We start from the raw sequence: 20,826 nt of genomic DNA, 5'->3' as shown, positions 1-20,826 counted from the left end.
GCAGTGAAATTGTCTCTTATTCACGGATCATCACTTTGCGTCCTGGCGGTCACGCTTGGCGGCGCGCCGGCATGGGCAGCGCCGGAGCCATCGGATGCCACCGTCGTCGTCACCGCCCCGTCGACCACGCCGTTCGACGCGGCGGCGGGGCTCGACAAGACGGGCACCGCGCTTTTCGATGTGCCGCGCAGCATTCAGATCGTGCCGCGTGAACTGATCGACCAGCAGGGCGCCACCCAGCTCAAGGATACGCTGCGCAATGTCAGCGGCCTTGTGCAGGGCGGGCAATATGGGTTCGGCTTCTATGACCGTTTCGTGTCGCGCGGGCTGAACGTCACCTTTTTGAATGATGGTCTGCCGGATACGACCTCCGATCTCGGCGGCTATGTTCATTCGCTGATCGGCGTGGAACGGGTGGAGGTGCTCAAGGGGCCGGGTTCGGCATTGTTCGGCACCAGCGCGCCGGGCGGCACGATCAACCTCGTTCATTATCGCCCGACCGCCAAGGCGTCCGCCAGCGCCGCTATCCAATATGGCTCGTTCGATACGATCACCGCCAGCGGCTCGCTGAACGGGGCGCTTGGCGATGGCGTGAATGCGCGCGTCGACGGCCAGTTCCAGCGTTCGGACGGCTTTCGAGGCACCCGCGGCAGGAGCGGCGAGGTTTATGGCTCGCTCGGCTTCCAGCCGGCGAATCACGATATCCTCGCGCGGTTCGAATATCATCGGATCGAGGCTCGCCCGGATGCGATCGGCTTGCCGTTTTCCCCGCCCGGCGGCACCGGGCTGCCTGCCGATGTGAACATCAACAATCGCTATTACACGCCGTTCGCTTATGCCGATCAGTCGATCAAGCGCGCGTTTCTGAGCGACGCATGGGCGGTGAACGACAGCCTCACCGTCAATTTGCGCGCCGCCTATACCGATCGGGACGTTGATCTGGCGCGCAATGCCGGGGGGCGTCTGACGGCGGCGGGCGGCACTTATGCGCTCACCGGGCGGCAGCTTCGCCGGCAGAAGGACAATATCCACGATTTCGTGTTCCAGGCGGAGCCGACGTGGAAGTTCATGGCCGGGTCGATGCCGGTCACGCTGCTCACCGGCTTCGAATATCGCAACGTCAGCGCGACCACACGCCGCAGCACCGCCGATCTCGGCAATATCGCGGACATATATCATCCGGTGACGCCGGAAGCGGGGCTGGCCGCGCTCAATTTCCTTTGCGACAAGACCCATAGCTGCAACGACGCGAAGGTCGATGGCCGCTTTTACGGCCTCTACGCGACGGCGCAGATTGATCTCACCCCCCGGCTGAAGCTGCGCCTGTCGGGCCGGGAGGACTGGTTCAAAACCGCCGCCGAGGGGCGCTCGGCGATCCCGCTCAACCCCGGCTCGGAGCATCCGTGCAACCCGCCACAGGCCACGGCTACCTGCCCGTTCGTGCCCGGCCAGCCGGTGGTGCGCAAGGACGATCGTTTCGAATGGGATACGGGCGCGGTCTATCAGGTTACGGATTCGTTCGCGCTTTTTGGCGGCTATGCCAACAACAGCTATCCGATCTTCAATACCGAGGAGCCGCAGAGCATCGGGCAGGTGCCCGAAAAGGGCACGCAGGTGGAGGCCGGGCTGCGCGTGCGCCAGGGAAGCTGGCTGTCGCTCTCGACCACGCTGTTCCGCACCACGCGCAAGAACGTCTATGTGATCCTGCTCAACGAATCGGAAACTTACTCCTATCGCGTGAAGGGGTGGGAAACCGATCTCAGCCTGCGCCCGCTGACGGCGTGGAACATCAACGCCAATTTCACGCTGCAGGATGCGGTGCTGGCTGATTATCCGCAGAATGTCGCGCTCATCGGCAATCGCGTGCCGAGCGTGCCGAAGCGGATCGGCAACGTCTGGACCAGCTATGATATCGCGTTGCCCCAGCGAGCGGGCACGCTCCAACTCGCCGCCGGTTTGCGGTATCGCGGGGATTATTACGGCGATGCCGGCCAGACCCGGCTCCTTCCCGGCGCCACGATGGCCGATCTCTCCGCCGCGTTCCTCAATGGCCCGTGGACGATTCGCGGCGGCGTGAGCAATATCGGTGACGCGCGGAACTATGCTTATGCCGCCGGGGTGGGGAGCGGCGCCATTCCCGGACCGGGCCGCACGTTCTTCGTTTCCGTCGGCCTGAAGACATTCTGAAAAAGGGGCAGGGGGAGCTTGAGCGGCTCCCCCGCGCCGACGCGCTCTATCGGAAAAGCGCACGGACCGGAGGCGATGAAAGCGCAGAATTTTTGCGCTTATCAAACAATATTTCGATTTATGAAATCAATCCCGGAGGCGGCTAAGGCGCCGCTCCGAACGAGGGGGAGGCGTTGGCCACGGCTCCCGTTGGTCGCGACGATCCCGATTTCGCCCAGATCTCCCGTTTTCACGATTGCCAGCGATGCCATCCTCGCCCGCCCTTGCAGCAACAGGTCGCGTCCGCCTGTCGCTGCCGTCCTTCGCGATCGACCCGCAGAAGCTGCTGTTTTCGGCCAGCAGCTTCATCGCGGCGGCGATCACGCTCGCGATCGCGTTTTCGGCGAGCCTGCCGCGCCCGTGGTGGGCACTGCTGACCGTCTATGTCACCGCGCAGCCGATGGCGGGCGCGTTCCGGCCGAAGGTGCTTTACCGGCTGGGCGGGATCGCGATCGGCGCGATCGTCACGATCCTGCTCGTCCCCAATCTCCAGAATTCGCCCGAATTGCTGGTACTGTGTCTCGCCGTCTGGACGGGCCTGTGCATGTATCTTGCCGTGCTCGATCGCACGCCGCGCGCCTTCCTGTTCCAGATGGCGGCGTTCAGCGCGGCGGTCATCAGCTTTCCCTATCTCGACGATCCGCGGGATATTTTCGACACCACGATCGCGCGGGTGCAGGAGATGACGTTGGCGATCCTGTGCGTCACCGCGGTTCATGCGCTGCTCCAGCCATGGAGCGCCACCCCGGTGATTCGCGATCGGGCGCAATCCTTTCTGGCGCACGCGCGGCGCTGGGGCGCGGAGGCGCTGGGCAGCCGGCACACGCGGCTGGAGAACGAGCATCGCCGGATGCTCGCCGCCGATGTGACCGAACTGGGCATGATCGCGATCCATCTGCCGTTCGATCAGCGCTGGGCACCGGCGACGCGACGGCGGGTGACCGCGTTGCAACAGCGGCTGGCGCGCGTCCTGCCGCTTGCTTCGGCGGCGGCGAACCGGCTCGATCTGCTGCGCAGCGATGCCGGTTTATCGCCCGAACTTGATGCGCTGCTCAAAGATATCACACGCTGGCTGATCGAGCATGACAGCCAGATCGGCCAGGTCGGGCCGCTGATCCGGCGGTGCACCGCAATGGCCGAAACGGCGGAGGCGAAGGGTGACTGGACCGCGCTGCTCACCGCGAGCGTCTGTATCCGGCTGGCGGAGTTCCTCGCCGCGCTCGCCGCGAGCCGGCGGCTGGCGGCGCGGATCGGCTCCCCCGGTCGCCCCAATCTGGCGGGCGTGGCGAAGGCGCCGTTCGCGCTCGCGCGCGATCATGGCGTGGCGGCGCTGGCCGGGCTGGCGACGGCGAGTGCGATCATCCTCTATTGCGCGGTATGGATTCTGCTCGCCTGGCCCAGCGGATCGGCGACGGCGGCATTCGCGGCGCTCATCACCTGTTCCTTCGCGACGCAGGACGATCCGGCGCCGGTGATCGGGCGCTATCTGATCGCGACGCTCAAGACGTTTCCGCTCGCCGCGCTCTATCTGTTCGTCATCCTGCCGCGCGTCGATGGTTATGAGATGCTGGTCATCACGCTCGCGCCGGCGTTGCTGTGGATGGGCTATATCCAGGCCGATCCGCAACGCTCGCCACAGGCGCTGCCGATGTTTTCCTGTTTCATCGTCGCGATGGGGTTTCTCGCCCGGTTTCAGGCCGATTTCGCGCTGTTCATAAACACCGGGCTGGCGCAGCTCGGCGGAATCGTCGCCACGCTTGCGGTAACGCGGATGTTCCGGTCGGCGAACGTGCTGTGGACGGCGCGGCGCATCCTGCGCGCCAATTGGGCCGATCTCGCGCAACTCGCCGACATTCGACGGCCCTTTCGGCCCGATCGCTGGACGGCGCAGGCGGTCGATCGGCTCGGGCAGGTGGCGGCGCGGATGGCGGTCGCGGCGCCGGGGGATGCACTGCACGCGGCGGACGGGCTGGCGGACCTCAGGATCGGGCGCAACATCATCCCGATCCGCCGCGCGCTGCCGCACGTCCCGCATGGCGAACGACATGCGCTCGGCGCGCTGCTTGCCGGGCTGGTGGAATTCTATCGCGCGCGGTGGCGGCGCGATCGGGTGGATCCTCCGCCGCCCGCGCTGCTCGGGCTGATCGATCGTGCGCTGAACGCGCTGCTGGCGCTCCCGCGCGAGGAGCCGCGCCGCCACGCGATGCGCGCGCTGGTCGGGATGCGGTGCAACCTTTTTCCCCTCGCGCCGCCGCTGATGACGGAGCCACGCGGATGATCGAGGAGATTCACCTGCTCGGCGTCTATATGCCCGCGGCGCTCGGTTGGGGCGTGCTTGCGGCGGTGCTGGTTCATTTCCTGCGCGCGCCCTTGCAGCGCCTGCCGCTCCACAAGCTGCTGTGGCACCCGGCGTTGCTGGAACTCGCGTTGTTCGTCGCCTTGTGGTGGGGGCTCAGCGCCTTCGCTGACACATTCCTCCAAGGATGGTTCGCAAGCTAATCATGTTTCACCGACAGAATCTCCTGCGCTCCGCCGGGACGCTGCTTGTCCTGCTCGTCATTCTTGCCGGCATCTACGCGCTCTGGCTGCGCTATCAGGTCGAGCCGGTGACGCGCGACGGCAAGGTCCGCGCGGATATGGTGCCGGTCGCTGCGGACGTGAGCGGGCTGGTCGCGGAGGTGCGCGTGACGGACAACCAGGCGGTGAAGAAGGGCGATGTGCTGTTCGTCATTGATCGCCCGCGTTATCGCCTGGCGCTGGAACAGGCGCAGGCGAATGTCGCGAGCGAGCAGGCAGCGCTGGCGCAGGCGGTGCGCGAGGATCGCCGCAACCGCGCGATGCCGGAGGCGTTGGCCGCCGAGGTGATCGAACAGGGCCGCGCGCGGGTGGAACAATTGCGCGCGGCGGCGGGGCAGGCGGCGGCGGCGCGCGATCTGGCACGGTTCAACCTCGAACGCACGCTGGTCCGCGCGCCGGTTGACGGCACGATCGCCAATATGACGCTGCAACCCGGCGTCTATCTCACCGCGGGTAAGGCGGCGCTGGCGCTGGTTTACGATCGTTCGATGCGGGTGGAGGGCTATTTCGAGGAGACCAAATTGCCCGCGATCCGCGTCGGCGATCCGGCGAGCATCTATCTGATGGGCGTCGGCGAGGAGATCGCCGGGCATATCCAGAGCATCGCCGGCGGCGTCGAGGATCGCGAGCGTGCCGGCGGCGAAGGGCAGCTTGCCAATGTCAATCCATCCTTCACCTGGGTGCGGCTGGCGCAGCGCATTCCGGTGCGCATCGCGGTCGATCGCGTGCCGGCCAATCTGCGGCTGATACCGGGGCAGACCGCGACGATCGTTATCCACCCGCGCGACGATGGCCGCAACATCCGCCGGAGCCTGCCGTGGTAAGGCGCGGATGGGCGCTGCTGCTCGGCGCGCTGCTCGGCGGCTGCGCGGTGGTGGGGCCGGATTATCGCGTGCCGGATCGCGCTTTGGTCAACGCCGCGCCGGCGCAGGGCGCGTTCCTTTCAGGGGGCGCCGCGGTCAAGGCGGAGCCGCTGCCCGATCATTGGTGGGCGCTGTACAAGGATGCCACGCTCGATCGCCTGATTGGCGAAGCGTTCGCCGCCAATACCGATCTGCGCGTGGCGCAGGCCAATCTTGAACGCAGCCTTGCGCTGCTCGGCGAGCGGCGGGCCGGGCGCGAGATACAGGGTGGCGTGGATCTCGAAACGAGCTGGGCGCAGCGTTCGGCGGAGGCGGAATTGTCGCATGTCCAACCGCCCGTGCGGCAGATTTACAATCTCGGCGCGGCGGCGAGCTATGACCTTGATCTGTTCGGCGGGCTGAAGCGCGGGATCGAGGCGGCGGGCGCCGATGCCGAGGCGGCGGTCGCGGCGCGCGATCTGGTCCGCGTCAATGTCGCGGCGGAAACCGCGCGCGCCTATGCCGATATCTGCAACGCTGGTTATCAGCTCGATGTGCTGGCGCGGCTCATCGCGGTGCAGCGGCGCGGCGTGGCACTCACCCGGCTGCTGGTTGCGCATGGCCGTGCCGCGTCGTGCGAGCTTGATCGCCGGCAGGGGCTGCTGGAGGCGGGAGAAGCGCGGATGCCACGCCTCGCCGCCCGGCAACGAGGCGCCCTGTTCCGGCTCGCCGCCTTGACCGGGCGGGTTCCGGCACAGGCGGACGCCAGCTTGTTGTCATGCCGCCGCCCGTTGCAACTGGCGCAGGTGATCCCGGTTGGTGACGGCGCGGCGCTGCTCAGGCGCCGCCCCGATATCCGCATGGCGGAGCGGCGGCTCGCGGCGGCGACCGCGCGGATCGGGGTGGCGACGGCGGCGCTTTATCCCGATATCCGGCTCGGCGCGTCGATCGGCTCGACCGGGGGCGATGGCGGATATGTTCTCGCCGCTTGCCAATCGGTTTGGCCTTGGCCCGCTGATCGACTGGACGCTCAACCGTAATGCGGCGCGCGCGCGGATCGCCGCCAGCGAAGCTGAGGCGCGCGGCGATCTCGCGGCGTTCGATGGCGTCGTCCTGAAGGCGTTGCGCGAAACGGAAAGCGCGCTCGACGATTATGCCGCCGGAATCGAGCAGCAGCAGCGGCTGGAACGCGCGCGCGCCGATGCGTCGCGCGTCGCATCGCGCACCGCCGAGTTGCGGCGCGGCGGGCGGATTGCGGAGCTGCCGGCGCTGGAGGCGGAGCGTGATCTGGTCGTGGCCGAACAGGCGGCGGCGGAGGGCAGGGCGGCGCTGAACGACGATCAACTAGCCTTGTTTCTCGCGTTGGGGGGCGGATGGACGGTCGATCAGCCACCCGCCCGCGACGGGCTTTAGCGGGGGCTGCCGCCGCGATGGCCGCTTAAAACGGGTGGTCAGACGAAATCGCTTTGGCACAATGGCCGAAACGATTCGAGCGGAGGGAAGCGGAGCATGAACCAGCCATTGCCCTTGACCGGCACTCCCTGGCCCGAACTGCGCGAGCGCATGGCCGCGATGGGCGGCGGCGATGTGAAATGGCGGGATGGGCGCGCCGCCGTCTATGTGTTCAATGCCGGGGCCGAGATCGAGCAGGTGCAGAAAGAGGCCTATACCCTCTTCATGTCCGAGAATGGGCTGGGGCCGTCCGCATTCCCCAGCCTTGCCGGGATGGAGCGCGCGGTGATCGGATACGGCCTTGCGCTGCTCAACGCGCCGTCTGGCGCGGCGGGCAACATCACCTCGGGCGGAACCGATTCGATCGCGATGGCGATGAAGGCCGCGCGTGATTTCGCCCGCCGGGAAAAGGGGCTTTCCGGGCCGTTCAACATCGTGCTGCCGCGCTCTGCCCATCCCGCGTTCGACAAGGCTGCCGCGATGATGGAAATCGAGGTGCGGCGCACTCCCGTGAAAAATCTGCTGGCCGATCCCGCCGCGATCGACGCGGCGGCGGATAGCGCGACGATGATGATCGTCGGGTCCGCGCCCTGCTTCCCTTATGGGCTGATCGATCCGATCGCGGCGTTGAGCGATCTTGCCGTCGCGCGCGGCCTGTGGCTGCATGTCGATGCCTGCGTCGGCGGCTATATCGCGCCGTTCGTCCGCATGAACGGCGCGGATTTGGCGCCGTTCGATTTCTCGCTGCCCGGCGTGCATTCGATGTCGGCGGATCTCCACAAATACGGCTATTGCGCAAAGGGCGCCTCGACGGTGTTCTTCCGCACCGAGGCGCTGCGGCAGTTCATGGTGTTCAACTGCAACGACTGGCCCGGCGGCGCGATGATTACGCCGACGCTGGCGGGCACGCGGCCCGGCGGCGCGATCGCGGCGGCATGGGCGGTGATGAACTTCCTCGGCGTGGCGGGGTATCGCGCGCTGCACGCGAAGGTCATTGATGCGCGGGAACGGATTCAGCGCGGTGTCGAGGCGATGGGTTATCGTGTTCTTGGCGAGCCGCAACTTGGCCTCATCGCCTTCACACGGGATGGATTGAACCTCGCCGCGACCTGGGCGCACCTTCATGCGCACGGCTGGTTCATCAGCGTCACCACCGATCCTCCCGGTCTCCATCTCATGCTGTCACCGATCCACGCGCAGGTGGTGGACGAATACCTTGCCGCGCTGGCAACGGCGCCGCGCGAAGAAGTGTCGCCGGGCGCGCCAACACCGGGATACGCGGGATAACGTCGCGCGCGGCGAAACCGAAAAGGGATTGCATAAACCGACCGCACAAGGCCGAATGGCATGGCCGTCAACGCGCGGCAGGAAGAGGATCGGCATGGTGGCTTTTTCATGGTGAACGCGCGTGATCCGCTGGCGACGCCGCACAAGCCGCATTGGCCCGTGCCCCCGCGCGCGCCGGATGGGGCGCCCAATATCGTCGTCATCCTGTTCGATGATGTGGGGGTCGCCGATTTCGGCTGTTACGGATCGTCGATCCGCACGCCCGCGATAGACGCGATCGCGGCGCGCGGCCTGCGCTATTCAGGATTTCACACCACCGCGATGTGCTCCACCACCCGCGCCGCGCTGATGACCGGGCGGAACCATCATTCGGTCGGCATGGGGTGCCTCGCCAATTTCGATAGCGGCTATCCCGGCTATCGCGGCAAGATCCGCAAGGAGGCGGGCACGCTGGCGGAGATGCTGCGCCCGCACGGCTACAATAATTACATGGTCGGCAAATGGCACGTCACACCGCTGGGCGAGACCGGCCCGGCGGGGCCGGTGGACGGATGGCCGCTGGGGCGCGGGTTCGATCGCTTCTATGGCTTCATGGATGCCGAGACCGATCAATATGCGCCCGAACTGGTGCGCGACAATACGCCGGTCACCCCGCCGGGAACCTATGAAACCGGCTATCACCTGACGACCGACCTCACCGACGAGGCGATCCGCTTCGTCGGCGATCATATCGCGGCGAAGCCCGATGCGCCGTTCCTGCTGTGGCTCGCCTATGGCGCCTGCCATGCCCCGCATCAGGCGCCGCAGGATATCATCCGGCAATATGATGCGGAGTTCGGCCACGGCTGGGATATCGAGCGCGAGCGCCGCCTCGCCGCGATGAAGGACGCCGGGCTGGTTCCGCCCGGCACGCGGATGCCGCCACGCAATGATTTCGTGCAGCCGTGGGACAGTTATGGCGCGGATGAGCAGCGCCTCTTTACGCGGTTGCAGGCGGCCTATGCCGCGATGCTCGACCACGCCGATCGCAATATCGCGCGGCTGATGGCGTTCCTCGATCGCGCCGGGCTGACCGACGATACGCTGGTGCTGGTGCTGTCCGACAATGGCGCGAGCCAGGAAGGGATGCTCTACGGCTTCGTCAACGCGATGGGGCCGTATAACCAGCGCCCGGAGCCGATCGAGGAGAAGATCGCGCGGATCGACGATATCGGTGGCCCCGATACGCACGCCAATTTCCCGCTCGGCTGGGCGATGGCGGCGAACACGCCGCTCAGGCGCTACAAGCAGAATACGCATGGCGGCGGCATCCGCGATCCGCTGGTGGTGAGCTGGCCGGCGCGCATCCCCGCGCGGGGCGAGATGCGCCATCAGTTCGCGCATTGCGTCGATGTGGTGCCCACCTTGCTCGATCTCATCGGCCTCACGCCACCCGATCAGGTCAACGGCGTGCCCCAGATGCCGCTGGAGGGGATAAGCTTCGCGGCCAGCCTGTTCGACGCCGGCGCGCCCGCGCGCGATGCGCCGCAATATTTCGAGATGTTCGGCCATCGCGGCATCATCCATCAGGGCTGGAAAGCGGTCGCCTTCCACCCGCCGGGCACGCCTTACGACAGCGATAAGTGGGAGCTGTTCCACCTCGACAGCGACTTTTCGGAAACCAATAATCTCGCCGAGGCCGAACCGGAAAAGCTCGCCGCGCTGATTGATCTGTGGTGGCGGGAGGCACAGGCGCATGATGTCCTGCCGCTGGACGATCGCTTCGGCCCGCGCTTCGCGGAAAATGCCGCGCGGCGGCTCGGCGCGCGGCGCGTGTTCACCTTCCACAAGGGGATGGGGCATATCCCCACCGATATCGCGCCCGATCTGCGCGCGCGAAGCTACCGGATCGAGGCACATGCCCGTCTTCGCCCCGGCGACGAGGGCGTGCTGATCGCGCATGGCGACGCCACCTGCGGCTACAGCCTGTTCCTGCGCGACGGCCATCTGCATTTCGACGTGAACGTGGGGGAGCATCAGATCGTGCGCTCCGACACGCCCGTCGCTCCCGGCGATCACGTCCTCGCGGTGGAGGTTGTTCACGGCGCGCCGGCGAAACTCACGCTCAGGGTCGATGAAACGGCGGTGGGCGCGGGGGCGATTCGCCACGGCTTCGTCAATTTCATCTCCTGGTCCGGGCTCGATATCGGGCATGACCGATCAAGCCCGGTGTCGGATTACGCCGCGCCGTTCGCCTTCACCGGGGAGCTTCGGAAAGTTGTCGTAACCATCATCGACGACCCATCCGGAGACGATGAAGCGGCGGCCCAGGTGTTGCTCGCGCGGGAGTGATCGGGGGCTGGTGGGTCCGCTGCCTACCACCATCATCGCGATATTTGGCGGATTTCCAGCAATTTCTGTAACCGCTACCGGGCAAATGCCCCCATGAACGCCCCGCGAAAAATTTATTAACATGCATGGAGATACCACATGGGGTGGGGCACTCCGAAAGTTCCTAGCCGCCAATGGATCGCGTAAACCCCAATGTCGTTCCTCTGCTTCCTGCCTCCGACCCATTGTCGCGAACGAATGCATATTAGGCGAGTCAGAAAAAAGACGAACCCCTTGTTCTCGACGCTGAGCGAATGTGGGCCATGCCAAAGGGTCTGCGTATCGTAAACGGAACCGGCGCATTGGCTTTTGGCGCGCTCATTCATCTGTCCCCTTATTGCATCCTACTATGATGAATCACCTCTCAACGCGACAGCCACGCCCTCTTGGAGCAGCCTACCAGAGCATCTTCAACGTATGTTTCGTGCGAACCGCCGCCTGCGCCGGGGCGATAATTTCATCCTTAAAAACAGCATGTTCATTAGAGTTTTTCGCGCGGATGATGCAAATATCCGGGCTATCAGCCGTTTATCAGGAACAGCGCCTAACGTCGCGGCCGAGACATTCCTCTCGGACAGCAAGAGCACGTTTGGGCATTATCGATGAAATTCAATTCCCCTATCGCCTTATCGATCGTGGTCGCGTCGCTGATACCCGCAACGGCTTTGGCACAGCGGAGTGTGGGCAAGGAACAGGCCGCGGGCAAGAACGCGAAATCGAACGACTCTGCCCTTCAGGAGGATATCGTCGTCTCCGCCAGTACGCCGCTGCTGGGTACCGGGCTCAACGCGGACAAGGTGCCCAACGCTACCCATGTCTTTGGTCGTCATGATCTGGCGCGCACGGGTGAGGCAAGCCTGACGGGCACGCTCGACAACCTCGCGAGCAGCGTCAACCTGAACTCGACGATCGGCAACCCCAACCAGCCCGATCTTCAGTTCCGTGGCTTCACAGCCTCGCCCTTGCAAGGATTGCCGCAGGGGCTTGCCGTTTATCAGAACGGTATGCGCATCAACGAATCCTTCGGCGATACGGTCAACTGGGACATGATTCCGATGGCGGCGGTGGATTCGATGAACCTCACCAGCTCCAATCCGGTCTTCGGCTTCAACGCGCTGGGTGGCGCGGTTGCGTTGCAGATGAAGAACGGCCGCACCTGGCAGGGCAATGTCGCCGAGGTGTCGACCGGCTCTTTCGGCCGCTTCAACGCCACCGGGGAGGTCGGGCGGCGGTGGGACGACTGGAACGCCTATCTGGCGGCGAGCCGCTTCAGCGACAGCGGCTGGCGCGAGCGCATGCCCTCGCGCGGCGTGCAAGTCTATTCCGACTTCGGCTATGATAACGGTGCCAGCAAGCTGCATCTGACGTTCAACGCGGCGGACAATTACCTTGTCGGCACGGGACCGACGCCGGAGGCACTGCTGGAGCGATATCCGCGCACCGCGCCGGGGCTGAACTATCCGGCGTCGAACAAGAACCGTATGTACATGGCCGGGCTGCAGGGCGAACACGATCTGGCGGATCAGTTGCGGCTTCAGGCCAATCTCTATGTTCGCTGGTTCCGCCAGAGGCTCATCAACGGCAATGTGACCGACGCCAGCCCGTGCGAGGACGATCCGACCATCTTCTGCTCCAGCGGTACCGACAATGATGAATTCCCGCTCTACGATCCCTCCGGCCGCCGCGTCCCGGTCACGGCGGGCGGCGACTATCCCGCCGAGCTGGACTGGGCGCACACCGGGACGCTGAGCCGGGGCGGATCGCTGATGCTGACGCGCAATGCGCAGCTATTCGGGCATGACAACCATCTGGTGATCGGTGCGAGCCACGATCGCGGGACCAGCACGTTCGACGCCGGAGCGGAGATCGGCACCTTCGATCTCGATCGCGTCACCCACGGGAGCGGGCTTCAGGTCGATTCCGAAGGCGCGATCCGGCAGACGCGGCTGCGCACGTGGACGCAATATACCGGCATCTATCTCAGCAACACATTCGACATCGACGATCACCTCTCGCTGACAATCAACGGACGCTACAATATCGCGGGCATCCGCTTGCGCGACCGGCTCGGTGGCGCGCTGAACGGCGATCATCGCTTCAGCCGCTTCAACCCTGGTGTCGGCGCGACCTGGCGCTTCGCCGCTCACGCGACGGCCTACGTCAACTATGCCGAGACCAACCGCGTGCCGACGGCAGCCGAACTCTCGTGCGCAGACCCGGAAATCCCCTGTACGATGGCGAGCTTCTTCATGGCCGATCCGCCGCTCTATCAGGTCGTGTCGCGCACCTGGGAGGGCGGCCTGCGCGGCACGGCGTCGTTGGGCGCGAAGAACAGCCTGAAGTGGAGCGCCAGCCTGTTCCGCACGGTTAACATCAATGACATCATCGAGATCGCCAGTTCGATCCCAGGGCGCGGCTATTTCCAGAATGCTGCCAGGACTCGCCGGCAAGGTATCGAGATCGGCACCAACTATCGTAGCGAACGCCTGCAATTGTTTGGTAACTACAGCCTGATCGACGCAACCTATCGCAGCGCGCTGACGTTGAGCAGCCCGTTCAACCCGGGGGCTAACGACGATGGCGAGATCTTCGTCACATCCGGCGATCGTATTCCGGGCATTCCGCGCCACCGTGTGAAGCTGGGCGCTGATTATCTCGTCATGCCCGGGCTGACAGCGGGCTTCTCGGCGCAGGCGGCGAGCAATCAGGTCCTGTTCCAGGATCAATCGAACCAGACTCCCCGGTTGCCCGGCTATGTTGTGGTCGGTGTGCATGGCAGCTATGAATTACTGTCGGGCCTGTCGCTGTTCGGCAGTGTCAGCAACTTGTTCGATCGTCGCTACTCGGTGTACGGCACCTGGACTGATGCGAGCGGCGTGCCCTTCCCGCAATTGCCGGGTGGCGAGATCGGCGTGACCCGATCGTTTGGTGCCGCGCCGCCGCGCGCGATCGTGGTCGGCATCAAGGCAAGGATATAGGCGGGAGCCGATTAGTGTCGGGGAGGTCGGCGCATGCTGCGTGTCCGCCTGACTGCCAGAAGGATCGCGATGCGCCTGTTATTGGTTGAAGACGATGCGATCATGGCCGAGGGCATGTGTCGGGGGCTGGCCGAGATGGGCCATGCCGTCGAGCATGTTGATACGGCCGAAGGCGCGCGTCTGGCGCTGGACATGGTGCCGTTCGACCTCGCCATCATTGACATCGGCTTGCCTGATGAATCGGGGATCAGCCTGGTCCGGGGCCTGCGCCGGGCGGGCAACCCGCTGCCGGTGCTGATCGTCACCGCGCGGGATTCGGTGACGGATCGCGTTGATGCGCTCGATCTCGGGGCGGACGATTACCTCGTCAAGCCGTTCTCGCTGCTGGAGCTTGCCGCGCGGTGTCGCGCGGTGGTGCGACGGATCAGCGCGGCGGCCAGTTCCGAACTGGCGATCGGTGATCTTCGCCTTCATCTCGCCGATCGTAGCGCGACTCTGGCCGACGCGCCGCTGGCGCTGACGCCGCGCGAATGGGCGGTGCTGGAATGTCTCGCGATCCGGGCTCGCCGTGTCGTGCCGAAGGAACGGCTGCTCGCCGCGATCAGCGGCTGGGATCGTGATCTGTTGCCCAATACGGTGGAGGCGCTGATATCGCGGCTGCGGACCAAGCTGGGGGACAAGGCATGCATCACCACGTTGCGCGGGTTCGGGTATCGCCTTGACGACGCCCAGTGATCACACGACTGGCGCGCGATACACGATCCGACGCCGGCTACTCGCGTCGCTGCTGCCCCCGTTGGTGGTGCTGCTCGCGATCGGGGTGGTGCTCGATTATCGCAACGGGGTGGCGCCACTCAACCTGGCCTATGACCATGCGCTCGCCAATGCGGCACATGCGCTCGCATCCTCGGTGCAGGGGAACGCGCATGGCATCGCTCTGCCTGAGCCAGGCCGCGCGTTGGCCAAGCTCGAAGCAAGCGCGGCCGGCTATAGCAGCTATTATCGCGTGCGGCGGCCGGCGGATGGCGCCGAGATCGGCGATGCCGGACTTCCGGAGGCGCCCGGCGGGCATGAGCGTGTCGCCTATGCCGATCTCGAATATCTTGGGCAGGCGTTGCGTGTCGCCAGCTACCGCGTCGATGGCCCGGCGGGGCGGCTGGTCATTACCGTCGCCGAATCGAAGCATCAGCGCATAGGAGCAAGCTGGCGTATCGTCGGCAGCCTGGTGTTGACCGATATCCTGCAACTCGGCGCGACAGTGCTGCTGGTGCTGTTCGGTGTGAGACAGGGGCTGAGGCCGCTGCGACAATTGCGCGATGAGATCGCCCGGCGTTCGCCTAGCGCGTTGGGGCCGCTGGACCCGTGGAGTACGCCGGAAGAGGTCCGTCCGATCGTCGAGGAACTCAATCGCCTGTTCGCGACCGTGCGCGACAGCGCCGCCGCGCAACAGCGCTTTCTGGCCGATGCCGCGCATCAGATCCGCACGCCGCTCGCCGGACTGCGCTCACGCCTCGACCTGCTGCTCAGGAACGCCGGTGACGATACCCTGCGGGAAGATCTGGAGGCGTTGCAACTCAGCGTCGGACGGCTGACACGGACAACGCATCAATTGCTGGCTCTGGCGCGGGCGGACCCGACGGCTGGCGCGTTGCTCACCGGCGCGCCGGTCGCACTGTTTACGCTCAGCGCGGAGGTGGTCGAAGGCGAACTCGATCATGCGGTGTCGCGCGGTATCGATCTGGGGTTGGAGGCCGAACCGCTTATCATCGACGGCATCGCCTGGCTGTTGCGAGAATTGCTGGTCAATTTGCTCGACAACGCGATCCGCTACACGCCTGAAGGTGGCCGGGTAACCGTACGTTGCTTTTCGCGCGATGGGATGGCGGTGCTGGAAGTGGAAGATAGCGGACCCGGCATCTCCCTTGCCGAGCGGGATCGCGTTTGCGAACGTTTCTATCGTCTGCCGGGGACAAAGGAATCCGGATGCGGCCTGGGGCTGGCGATCGTTGCCGAGGTCGCGCGTATCCACGGGACGCGTCTGATGATCGCGGAAGGAGAGGGAGGGGCTGGCGCGCGCCTGTCCCTGGCGTTTGCGATGGAGACATCCGGTGGAAAGCTGGCGCCGTCATTTTCATAGCCGGTCGATGCGCCCCGCTAAGGCGCGACGATCGAAGGATGATTCCAGCCCTCGCTGATGAACCGCTCGCGGCGAACACGGTGTGCAAGAACATCCCTGGGTTGCGAGGCGTCTCAAGCACATCACGAACGGTGCCCTTGACGGCCAGTAGTGCTGCGATCTTCTTTTGATGGTGCAGGTGAACGTCGCCCCGCCGCGCGTTGGTTGCGTTCGGCTATACTATCGTAGCGTTGAACCATACCCACCTTCGAGAATAACTCCGTCAGGCGAAACGGGCTGACGCAACTGATGTTAGGCCGGTGCAAAACAAAGGGGATTTGATGAATCCGCGGACCGACAACCTGCCGGACGATGGTGATAATAGGCGCAGCGCCCCTCGTTTCACATCGTTCGGTCCCCATCACGGCGGGGATGACGACAGGCAGTTCGGCCTCGACGCGGGAAGGCCCGCAGCGAGCTGATCGCCGTTGCCTCCCGGCCGCTCCCGAGGAGGCAAGGATGAACGCCTGATCATTCCCTCGCCGGCTGCCCGCAAACGGTGCCGGCGACATCTATCCAATCGCGCAGCCGTGTTTCGCCGCGCGAGAACCATTCCAGCCCGCGCTCCTCACCCTGCTGCCCAGATGCGGCGGGGAAGTGTCGCGCGTGCCGTCGTCAGAAAGCATTTGCGTGATCCAGTTCCCGAAGCTCCTTGCCGCATGCGGCACACCCGCCCTGGTTGCCGCGATGATGACCGGCATCGCCGTGCCCGCTCGGGCTGAAGTTTCCAGCATCACATCCGCGACGGATATAGAGCCCCAGCCGATCGATGAGATAACGGTTACGGCCGCGCGCCGTGCGCCCGCCTATGGCACCGCAAGACCGGCCGAGGGTGGCGGCTACAGCCTGACGGGAGACGACTGGTCGGACGTGTTGTCGGGCAGCAGCGCTTTGGCGCTGGTGAAGAACCTGCCGGGCGTCACCTTTACCTCCACCGACGCCTATGGTCTCGACCTGTCCGACGGTTTCCTGCTTGTGCGCGGCTTCCGCCAGAACGAACTGGCGATCACCTTCGAAGGGATTCCGCTGAACGACGGCAGCTATGGTAGCGTCACCGGCACCGCGCCGCTCAACATCGGCGTCGCTGCCGATATCGGTACCGTCAAAATCTCCCCCGGCTCGGCGGCGGTGAGCACATTCTCGAACACCGGCAACGGCGGCGAGATGCGTTATACGACCGCCGATCCCAAGCCGCGCTTCGCGCTGGATATCACGCAAGGCTTCGGCGGCGACAACGCCTTCGTGACGAGTGCGACGGTCAACACCGGTCAGATCGGGGAGGCGGGGCCGCGCGGATTGTTCGGTATCGAGCGGATTTCGAAGGACAAATATACCGGCGCGGGGACGCAATATATGCTGCGCGCCAACGCCAAGCTGGTTCAGGATGTGCCGTGGGGCGATTTCACCGCCTTCTTCTCCTTCGCCCGCGCCGAGATCTACGGATATAACAACACGTCGTTCGACATGCTGTCCAAGCTCGGCTGGAACGGGACCGACATCTTCTATCCGAACTATGCCCGCGCGGTTTACATCGCCTCGCCCGAGCATGCGAATCTATCGTGCGGCGCCTATACCTGCGGCGAACTGGCCGAACTCATTCCCTATGATACCGGCCAGACGACCGGCGATGTCGTCGGGAACGTAGCGCATCGCTTCAAGCTGACCGATCAACTCTCCGGCAGCGTGATGGGCTATGCCGCGATCAGCCGCTCGGACGTCGAGATATCCGACGTTTCCACGCCCTCGCAAACCGGGGCGCCTTTCTCCGCGCAGGTGTGGCAGACACGCCCGCAGCGTTTCGGGGGCACGGTCGATCTGACCTGGACGGGCGGGCGTCACACCATTTCGGCTGGCGGCTGGCTCGAGCGCGTCTCGTCGACCTCGCGCTTCGCCTCGTACAACGAGCCGCTTCCGGGGCAGGGCGCGCCGCTCAGCACGATGGGGCCCTATGATGTGTACGGGCCAGCCTTCCAGATCGCCAATGACTCACGGTGGAAGACCCGCTCGTTCCAGCTTTATGTGCGCGACCTCTTCAAGCCGACCGATACACTGACGATCGATGCCGGGTTCAAGTCGGTCGACTTTGCGACGAGCGGCGGCGGGATCGGCGCGGATCAGGCGCCGAACGGCACGCTGACGACCGCCGATCCTTTCCTGCCGCATCTGGCGATCGACTGGCGCCCGAACGCGCGCAGTGGGCTCTATCTCGATATCGCCAAGACGGCGGTGGGCTATCGCGTATCATCGCGCGGCAATATCGGCCCGGTGTCCTCCGCCTGGGCGGCCGACAGCCAGGAATTGTTCGACGCCGCGCTTGCGACGCTCAAGCCGGAGAAGGACTGGAATTTCACCGTTGGCGGCTATCATCGCTTCGGCCCGCTCAGCATCAACGTGGACGCTTATTACGGCATCATCCTCAACCGCCTGCTTAACGGAACGAGCGGGCCCCAGTTCAACCCTGTGCGCACCGTCGGCGTCGTGCCGCGATCGACGCTGATCGGCGCGGATGCGATCGTCGATCTGAAGCCGGTCGCGTGGCTGGATATCTCGCAATCTTTTTCGGTCAGCAAGCTGCGTTACGCGGACGATCTGGTGGTGGCCGGGGATATCATGCCGCTCAAGGGGCATTACCAGCCGGGTTATCCGGGCGTATCAATGATCACCCAGATAGCGGCGAAGCACGGCCGGTTCGACGCCGGGGTGACGAATACGCTCTATCTCGACAATCCCTTCACCTACACCAACGACATCTACGTGCCCAACTATTGGCAGGTGAATGCGCGCGCCTCGTATCGGTTGCCGCAGAACGGCCACAGGCCGGAACTGCTGTTCCGCGTGGACGTCAACAATCTGCTCAACCGCAACAATATCGGATCGGTCGGCATCGGCGGCTATTCGGTGTCGGGCGACTATCAGACCTTCATGCGCGCGGCCCCGCGCACGATCCTGCTCAGTATCAACACGAAAATTTGACCCAAGGAGAGCGGCAATGTCACTGGATCATTCCCACGCCCCTATGTCGCCACAGCTTCGCCTACGGCTGTGGTTGCTCGCCTGGCTGGAGGCGCTGCTGCTACCCCATCGCCGCCGGAGCCGCACCGCGGCGGACACGTTGGCGTGGATCGAGCGGGAATATGCTTGCATCCATCGCGACCTTCATCGCGATAAAAGCTAAATGTGGATGCGATCATAAGCGCGGACGAGATCGGGCAATGTCCGCGCCTCCATCTTTCGCATCAGATTGCCGCGCCGCACCTTCACCGTGATCTCGCTCAGCCCAAGCTCGGCCGCGATCTGCTTGTTAAGCAGCCCGCGCACCACCAGTCGCGCGACGTCGCGCTCGCCGGGGGAAAGAAATGCCCATAATTCGCGCAGCCGGCGCGTTTCCTCCGTCGCCGCGCGGCGCGCACGATCGATCCCGATCCCGCGGTTGATCGCATCGAGCAGATCCTGGTCGCGGAACGGTTTGGTGAGGAACTCGATCGCACCGTCCTTCATCGCGCGCACGCCCATCGCGATATCGCCGTGGCCGGTGATCATCACGGTTGGCACGGCAAGGCCACGTTCGGCCATATGCGCGAGGAACTCGATCCCGCTCTGCCCCGGCATCCGCACGTCGAGGACGAGGCAGGATGGCGCATCCGTGCGCGCGGCGGCCTCGAATTCCTGCACCGACGCGAAGGTCTGTGTGCGCAGCGACACCGAGGAGAGCAGATCATCCAGCGCCTCGCGCACCGAACGGTCATCATCAACGATATAGACGATCGGTGCTGCAGGATTGGTCATGCCGCCGTTTCCCCCGGGGTGTCAGCGCGCGCAATCGGCAGGGTGAAAAAGAGCGTCGCGCCATTCATGTCGTTCTCTTCCGCCCAGATCCGCCCGCCATTGGCTTCGATGATCGCGCGACTGATGGTAAGGCCCAGCCCGATGCCGTCCTGCTTGGTCGTCCAGAAGGCGTCGAACAACCGTTCCGCCTCGCCCGCGCGAAAGCCGATGCCCGAATCCGCGACCGCCAGCGTCACGCCCTGTCCGCCTTTGGTGATCGACGCGATCACTTCGATCTCGTGTCCACGTGCCGGCTCCGCGATCACCGCGTCGATCGCGTTGAGCAGCAGATTGCCGATCACCTGCCCGATCTGCACGCGATCACCGAACACCGCCGGCAGGTTTTCCGGCAAATAGAGACGCAGCAGGATATCGTGGCGATCGATCTGACCGCGCGCCAGATCGACGATCTCGTGGACCAGTGCGTTGAGGACGAACCGCCCGCGCATCGGGGCCTTGCCACTGGCGAGGCCGCGCACCCGCGCGATCACCTCGCTGGCGCGACTGGCTTCGGCGACGATCCGCTCTGCGGCGCGTTCGGCCTTCTCGATATTGGGCGGATCGGCGGCGAGCCAGCGCTGGCAGGCGCCGGCGCTGGTCATCACCGCGGCGAGCGGCTGGTTCACTTCATGGGCGATCGAGGCGGTCAGTTCGCCAAGGCTGGTCACACGCGCGATCCGCATCAGCCGTTCGCGCGCGTCGTGGATCGCCGCCTCCGCCGCGACGAGCTTGAGCGAGAGATAGGCCGTCACCGCTATCGCGACGATGCTGATCGCGGTGTTGATGATCCCCACCTCGTACAGCCCTGAATGCGTGAGCACGAAGCTGAGTATCGTCAGCACGCCGCACAGCGATGCCAGTATGACGACCGATCGGGGACGCAGCAGCCGCGTCGCGAGCAGGATTACCGCGACGTAGAACACCGCCGCCGCGATGGCGTAATCCGTCACCGTATCGACCACGAAGATCGCGGCGATCGCGATGGTGAGCATAGCCACCATGATCGCGCGACCACGTCGCGCGCTGGTAGTCGCGACACGGTCAGTCATCCCGCTGTTCTCCGGTTCATTGCCCAGCCTTACGATGCGACCGT

Annotated in this window: 15 protein-coding genes; 13 read left to right on the top strand and 2 right to left on the bottom strand. The window is 65.0% G+C overall.

What is annotated here, in order from left to right; translation table 11 throughout:
• Window positions 1–3: 3 nt before the first annotated feature.
• The 13 genes from Q0316_RS16745 (at window position 4) to Q0316_RS16685 (ending at window position 19,083) form a co-directional block, all read left to right on the top strand.
• Entirely contained in the window at window positions 4–2,187 is a 2,184-nt protein-coding gene (locus Q0316_RS16745; protein ID WP_298674440.1) for a TonB-dependent receptor, read from the top strand.
• Between the two features lie 244 nt (window positions 2,188–2,431).
• Window positions 2,432–4,504, top strand: coding sequence for an FUSC family protein (locus tag Q0316_RS16740; RefSeq protein ID WP_298674439.1), 2,073 nt, complete (start codon window positions 2,432–2,434; stop codon window positions 4,502–4,504).
• On the top strand, window positions 4,501–4,725 hold the full coding sequence (locus tag Q0316_RS16735; RefSeq protein ID WP_298674438.1) for a DUF1656 domain-containing protein: 225 nt from the start codon (window positions 4,501–4,503) through the stop codon (window positions 4,723–4,725). Before Q0316_RS16740 ends, Q0316_RS16735 begins: the two co-directional genes overlap by 4 nt.
• Window positions 4,726–4,727: 2 nt before the next feature.
• Window positions 4,728–5,627, top strand: coding sequence for an efflux RND transporter periplasmic adaptor subunit (locus Q0316_RS16730; protein ID WP_298674447.1), 900 nt, complete (start codon window positions 4,728–4,730; stop codon window positions 5,625–5,627).
• The gene (locus tag Q0316_RS16725; protein WP_298674437.1) at window positions 5,621–6,685 is read left to right on the top strand and encodes a TolC family protein; all 1,065 of its coding nucleotides are present in this window, start codon (window positions 5,621–5,623) and stop codon (window positions 6,683–6,685) included. The genes Q0316_RS16730 and Q0316_RS16725 overlap by 7 nt, the downstream gene beginning before the upstream one ends.
• Window positions 6,612–7,058 (top strand): TolC family protein, encoded by a 447-nt coding sequence (locus tag Q0316_RS16720; RefSeq protein ID WP_298674436.1) that lies wholly within the window; start codon window positions 6,612–6,614, stop codon window positions 7,056–7,058. Before Q0316_RS16725 ends, Q0316_RS16720 begins: the two co-directional genes overlap by 74 nt.
• 96 nt (window positions 7,059–7,154) lie before the next feature.
• A complete protein-coding gene (locus Q0316_RS16715) occupies window positions 7,155–8,384 on the top strand; it encodes a pyridoxal-dependent decarboxylase (protein WP_298674435.1) in 1,230 nt (409 codons plus the stop codon).
• Between the two features lie 60 nt (window positions 8,385–8,444).
• Window positions 8,445–10,715 (top strand): arylsulfatase, encoded by a 2,271-nt coding sequence (locus tag Q0316_RS16710; protein WP_298674434.1) that lies wholly within the window; start codon window positions 8,445–8,447, stop codon window positions 10,713–10,715.
• 704 nt (window positions 10,716–11,419) lie between these two features.
• The gene (locus Q0316_RS16705) at window positions 11,420–13,732 is read left to right on the top strand and encodes a TonB-dependent receptor (RefSeq protein WP_298674433.1); all 2,313 of its coding nucleotides are present in this window, start codon (window positions 11,420–11,422) and stop codon (window positions 13,730–13,732) included.
• A 33-nt stretch (window positions 13,733–13,765) separates the two neighbouring features.
• Window positions 13,766–14,467: a response regulator gene (locus Q0316_RS16700; protein ID WP_298674432.1), complete on the top strand. Its 702-nt coding sequence runs from the start codon at window positions 13,766–13,768 to the stop codon at window positions 14,465–14,467.
• Window positions 14,451–15,869, top strand: a complete 1,419-nt coding sequence (locus Q0316_RS16695) for a sensor histidine kinase (protein WP_298674431.1) — start codon at window positions 14,451–14,453, stop codon at window positions 15,867–15,869. The genes Q0316_RS16700 and Q0316_RS16695 overlap by 17 nt, the downstream gene beginning before the upstream one ends.
• A 729-nt stretch (window positions 15,870–16,598) precedes the next feature.
• Window positions 16,599–18,881 (top strand): TonB-dependent receptor, encoded by a 2,283-nt coding sequence (locus Q0316_RS16690; protein ID WP_298674430.1) that lies wholly within the window; start codon window positions 16,599–16,601, stop codon window positions 18,879–18,881.
• A 16-nt stretch (window positions 18,882–18,897) separates the two neighbouring features.
• A complete protein-coding gene (locus Q0316_RS16685) occupies window positions 18,898–19,083 on the top strand; it encodes a hypothetical protein (RefSeq protein ID WP_298674429.1) in 186 nt (61 codons plus the stop codon).
• Here the strand turns inward: Q0316_RS16685 and Q0316_RS16680 are convergent.
• Window positions 19,080–19,694, bottom strand: coding sequence for a response regulator (locus Q0316_RS16680; RefSeq protein ID WP_298674428.1), 615 nt, complete (start codon window positions 19,692–19,694; stop codon window positions 19,080–19,082). The two genes, Q0316_RS16685 and Q0316_RS16680, sit on opposite strands and share 4 nt — an antisense overlap.
• Window positions 19,691–20,782 (bottom strand): HAMP domain-containing sensor histidine kinase, encoded by a 1,092-nt coding sequence (locus Q0316_RS16675; RefSeq protein ID WP_298674427.1) that lies wholly within the window; start codon window positions 20,780–20,782, stop codon window positions 19,691–19,693. The genes Q0316_RS16680 and Q0316_RS16675 overlap by 4 nt, the downstream gene beginning before the upstream one ends.
• Window positions 20,783–20,826 lie beyond the last annotated feature (44 nt).

Source organism: uncultured Sphingomonas sp. (assembly GCF_937871615.1).
Taxonomy (GTDB): Bacteria; Pseudomonadota; Alphaproteobacteria; order Sphingomonadales; family Sphingomonadaceae; genus Sphingomonas.
Note: the sequence above shows the minus strand (reverse complement) of the source record. Positions and strands in the feature narration are given on the sequence as shown.

Coding starts and splice junctions, on each gene's coding strand:
- Q0316_RS16740 (WP_298674439.1), top strand. CDS start 2,432: ATGCCATCCTCGCCCGCCCTTGCAGCAACAGGTCGCGTCCGCCTGTCG.
- Q0316_RS16675 (WP_298674427.1), bottom strand. CDS start 20,782: ATGACTGACCGTGTCGCGACTACCAGCGCGCGACGTGGTCGCGCGATC.
- Q0316_RS16715 (WP_298674435.1), top strand. CDS start 7,155: ATGAACCAGCCATTGCCCTTGACCGGCACTCCCTGGCCCGAACTGCGC.
- Q0316_RS16690 (WP_298674430.1), top strand. CDS start 16,599: ATGACCGGCATCGCCGTGCCCGCTCGGGCTGAAGTTTCCAGCATCACA.
- Q0316_RS16720 (WP_298674436.1), top strand. CDS start 6,612: ATGGCGGATATGTTCTCGCCGCTTGCCAATCGGTTTGGCCTTGGCCCG.
- Q0316_RS16685 (WP_298674429.1), top strand. CDS start 18,898: ATGTCACTGGATCATTCCCACGCCCCTATGTCGCCACAGCTTCGCCTA.
- Q0316_RS16700 (WP_298674432.1), top strand. CDS start 13,766: ATGCTGCGTGTCCGCCTGACTGCCAGAAGGATCGCGATGCGCCTGTTA.
- Q0316_RS16735 (WP_298674438.1), top strand. CDS start 4,501: ATGATCGAGGAGATTCACCTGCTCGGCGTCTATATGCCCGCGGCGCTC.
- Q0316_RS16710 (WP_298674434.1), top strand. CDS start 8,445: ATGGCCGTCAACGCGCGGCAGGAAGAGGATCGGCATGGTGGCTTTTTC.
- Q0316_RS16730 (WP_298674447.1), top strand. CDS start 4,728: ATGTTTCACCGACAGAATCTCCTGCGCTCCGCCGGGACGCTGCTTGTC.
- Q0316_RS16680 (WP_298674428.1), bottom strand. CDS start 19,694: ATGACCAATCCTGCAGCACCGATCGTCTATATCGTTGATGATGACCGT.